The organism is Mycoplasma sp. 613B, assembly GCF_054343485.1.
Window position 1 is genome coordinate 1 of sequence record NZ_JBTGVH010000030.1, and the last position, 4,446, is coordinate 4,446.

Here is a 4,446-nt window from a genome sequence, read left to right on the forward strand (position 1 = left end):
CCCATACTTTAAATTTTACTTTAAAGTGGTGCACTTGATCTTACAATTAAGCAATTCAAGTTTAATTACTTGAATTTTAATTTACTAAATTTACAGCAACATTGCCATTTTCCTGATTAATATCACTAATTTCCACTTCTACAACTTGATTGATATTAATTTGATTTTCTTGATATTTAGAAGAATGTAAGAAAACATCATCTTTTAATCCTATCTCAATAAAAGCACCAAATTCAGTAATGTTTCTAATTATTCCTTTAAAAATCATACCTTTTTCTAACTCATCTTTATTAACTATATTATTTCTTAAAATAGGATCATCTAAGTCATCTCTAAAATCACGAAGAGGATTAGAAAGATTTTCTAGAATTAATTTTATTTCAAAATATTCTAAATTTAATTTAATTTTAATATTATTAATTTCTTGTTCATTATTTAGATCTTTGAATTTATCATAATTAAAAATAGATAAACCATATAATTCCATAATTTTATATGCTTTTTGATACATATCAGGGTGAATTGAAGTTTTATCTAAAAATTCACTTGATTCATTAACTCTTAAAAAACCAGCAGCTTGTTCAAAAATCTTCTCATTAATTCCAGAAATTTTTAAAATTTCTTGTCTAGAGTTAATTTTTTTATTTTTTTCAATATAAGAAACAATATTTTTAGCTGTTTTGAGGTTTAATCCAGAAATATGCACAAGTAAATCAACAGAAGCAGTATTTATATCTACACCAACACTATTAACACACTGAGAAATTGCAAAATCAACTTTCTCATTTAAAAGTTTAACTGGTATATCGTGTTGATACTGCCCTACACCAATACTTTTTGCTTCAATTTTTATTAATTCAGATAAAGGATCAATATTTCTTCTTGCAATGCTTATTGCTGATCTTTGCTCTACAGATAAATCTGGAAATTCTTTTATTCCGGCTTTAGATGCAGAATAAACAGATGCCCCAGCTTCAGAAGTTATAATAAATTTTATTTCTAAAGAATGTTTTGTTATTAACTTTGAAATAAAGTTGATGCTTTCTCAACTTGCAGTTCCGTTTCCAACTGCGATCAAATCTACCTTAAAATCCTTTATTAATTGCAATATTTTATTTTCTGCTTCAACTAAATCTTGATTATTTTTTGGTTTAGTTGGATAAATAACATCAATTGATAAAACTTTGTTATTAGCATCTACTACAGCTAATTTGCAACCACTTACAAAACCTGGATCTCAACCTAAAATAATTTTATTTTTAATAGGTTTTTGTAATAAAAGTTTTGTTAAATTTTTAGCAAAAATATTTGCACTTGTTTCTTGTGATTTTAATAATAATTCGGAATACACTTGATTTTCAACACTCGGAATCAAAAGTCTTTTAAGTCCGCTTTTAACAGCTTCTTCAATATATTGTTTTCCTTCTCATTCCACTTTTTTAGTGTATTTATTAACTATGAATTCAGTTATAAAATCATTTTTGTATTCAAAAGAATTAGTAATAACTTTCTTTTCTGTAGCTCTATCTATTGCCATTATTTGGTAACTTAAAAGATATTTAATTGGTTTATTAAAACTGTAATAAATTTGATATTTATTTTCTATATCATTTTCTCTATTTTTAAGTTTAGTTACTATTTTGGAATATTTATAAATTAAATCTACTCATTTTTGTCTTATTTCAACATCATTATTTACAATATCAGCAATTATGTCTTTAGCACCTTCAATTACATCTGTAACATTATTAACTTCTTTTTGAGGGTTTATATATTTTTCTGCTTCTTTAGTAAAATTAACTTTTCTATTTAAAGATAATAAAAAGGTTGCAAATCCCTTTAATCCTTTGCTTATAGCAATATTTGCTTTTGTTTTTTTACCTGTTGAGTATGGTTTATAAAGATTTTCTAACTCCACCATTTTTTCGCATTTTAATATACTTTCTTTTAATTGGTCGGTTAAAATTTCTTTTTCAGTTAAGGTTTTTATAATACTTTCTTTTCTTGCTTCAAGTTTTAAATTGTAGTTATATAAATCGTATATTTCTTTTATTTCAACTTCATCTAAACCGTTTGTATAATCTTTACGATATCTAGAAATAAAAGCAATGGTATTTTCCTGTTCAAGAAGTTCAAGAACTCTTTTTATATATTTAGAGTCAATATTTAGTTTTTTTTCTAATTGATTAATAATTTTTTCGTTCATTTTTTCCTTAGTTAAACTCAATTACAAAGTAATGTTTTTTTCCTTTTTTTATTAAAATAAATTTTCCATCAAAAAGGGAAAAATCTATATTTTCGTCTTCGCTCATAATCTTTTTATCATTAAATATTAAAGCTCCCTGTGCAATAAATTCTCTCATTTCCCTTTTAGAATTAAAAATTTTAGTCTCAATCAATAAATCAGAAATAGTCTTATCTTTAGTTTGTAAGAAAAAAGGAATTGAATTTCTTAATTGATTTATATGTTCAATTGTCAATTCTTTAAAATCACCTTTATTAAAGAGAATATTAGTTATTTTAACAGCATTATTTGCTTCAGTTTCGCCATGAATATTTTTTACAACTTCAAAAGCTAAAGTTTTTTGAGCTAATTTGAATGATTTATTTTCATTGTGCTTTTGAATTACTTCTTCAAGTTGTTCCAAACTTAAAAAAGTTAATCATTTTAAAAATTTTTCGACTTCTAAATCATCAGAAGCAAGTAAAAATTGATATAAACTATAAGCAGAAGTTAATTCAGGTTTTAACCATAATGATCCACCACCAGTAGATTTTCCAAATTTTTTATTGTTTTTATCAGTAAGTAAATTTGTAGTTATTCCAAAGGCATTGTTGTTATCTCCAAAAGCTTTTCTAATAACTTCTATCCCTGTTGTGATGTTTCCTCATTGATCAGATCCACCTAATTGTCCTTTAACATTGTAATTTTCATATAAATATTTAAAGTCTCATCCTTGAATTAATTGGTATGAAAATTCTGTAAAACTCAAACCGTTTTCTAATCTATCAGCAACTGAATCTTTTGAAATCATATAATTTATATTTAAATATTTACCAACTGTACTTAAAAAAGTTAGAATATTCATGTTTTGGTAAATTTCTAAATTATCAAAAACTTCTAAATTGAATTTTTTTAACTGATTAATTATTGATTCTTTATTTTTTTTAACTTCATCATCAGATAAAAGAACTCTATCTGATGATCTAAAGGAAGGATCTCCAATCATTCCTGTAGCTCCTCCTACCACCGCTAAGACTTTAACTCCTGCTTTTTGAAATCTTAAAAGGGTACAAATTTGAATATAGTTACCTAAATGTAAGGAAATTGCTGTTGGATCAAAACCAGCATAAATAAATTCATCGTCTTTCATATTAATGAATTTTTCTTCATTAGTAATATCTTTCAAAATACCACGTTTTTTCAAATCATCTACCAATTTTTTTTTCATTTTTCTCCTTTATTAATATTTTACAAAATAAAATAAACTAATATTTTAAAAATATTATATAATATTTTGTATGAAAATCGCAATTATAATAGATTCCGCTACAGGATTAAGTCAGAAAAAAGCAGAAGCAATGGATTTATATTTTTTACCACTTTACATTCAAGTGGATGAAAAAGAATTTGCTGATGGAATAGATTTAGAATCTGGTGAAATTTTAAAATATGTAAATCTTAAATCAAAAGTTTCTACTTCAGCAACTCCATTAGGTCTTGCACATGAACTTGTAGACAAAATTAAAGATAAATACGATAAAATCATTATTTATCCAATTAGTAAAGGTTTATCATCTCAATACTCTAACTTTAAAACTTCATTTAAAAATGAAGAAAAAGTTTATGTTGTTGAATCTAATAAAGTAACTCTTCTATCTATAATTGATATCATTAATTTTAAAAACAATATAAAAAATGGTGTTGATTTCAACTTAGCTGTTGCTAAATTAGAAGAGGATTTTGTTGGAAAATTTTTATTAATTCCTAAATACAATGATGCCTTAGTTAGAGGTGGAAGATTATCTCCTTCTGCTGCTTCAATTGCTAAATTATTAAAAATAGTTCCTGTAATAAAATTAGAAAATGGGATGTTGCAAAAAGAAGGTAAAGGAAGAATTTTTAGAAAAACTTTATTCAATTATTATAAAGAAAATTGAGATAATTTACCTAAAACTAAAGATACTAAAACTGTTATTATTCATTCTGGAAATAGTGAAATAGAAGAAATTAAACAAGAATTTGAAAATTATTCAAATTCTAAAATTGAACTTTTTGATATTCCTAATGTTATCGCTATCCACACTGGTTTAGAAGCTGTTGCTTTTGGAATCATTAATATTAGCGATGAATCATTGGATTTAATTAAAAATATTTTTGCTAAAAAGTAATAAAAAATGAAGTTCGTTGGAAGTGTAATAAATTTTATGTAAAAATTTCTCAAT

3 protein-coding genes are annotated in these 4,446 nt (G+C 24.4%); 1 reads left to right on the forward strand and 2 read right to left on the reverse strand.

Annotation, left to right across the window (positions count from 1 at the left end):
* Nucleotides 1-76: 76 nt before the first annotated feature.
* Together ACXX87_RS03930 and tyrS are read right to left on the reverse strand one after the other, a co-directional pair.
* On the reverse strand, nt 77-2,206 hold the full coding sequence (locus ACXX87_RS03930; protein WP_458559402.1) for a Tex-like N-terminal domain-containing protein: 2,130 nt from the start codon (nt 2,204-2,206) through the stop codon (nt 77-79).
* A gap of 7 nt (nt 2,207-2,213) precedes the next feature.
* Nucleotides 2,214-3,452, reverse strand: a complete 1,239-nt coding sequence (gene tyrS, locus ACXX87_RS03935) for a tyrosine--tRNA ligase (protein ID WP_436359147.1) — start codon at nt 3,450-3,452, stop codon at nt 2,214-2,216.
* Nucleotides 3,453-3,522: 70 nt separating this feature from the next.
* On the opposite strand from tyrS, the gene ACXX87_RS03940 reads away from it, so the two are divergent.
* On the forward strand, nt 3,523-4,392 hold the full coding sequence (locus tag ACXX87_RS03940) for a DegV family protein (RefSeq protein ID WP_458557667.1): 870 nt from the start codon (nt 3,523-3,525) through the stop codon (nt 4,390-4,392).
* Nucleotides 4,393-4,446 lie beyond the last annotated feature (54 nt).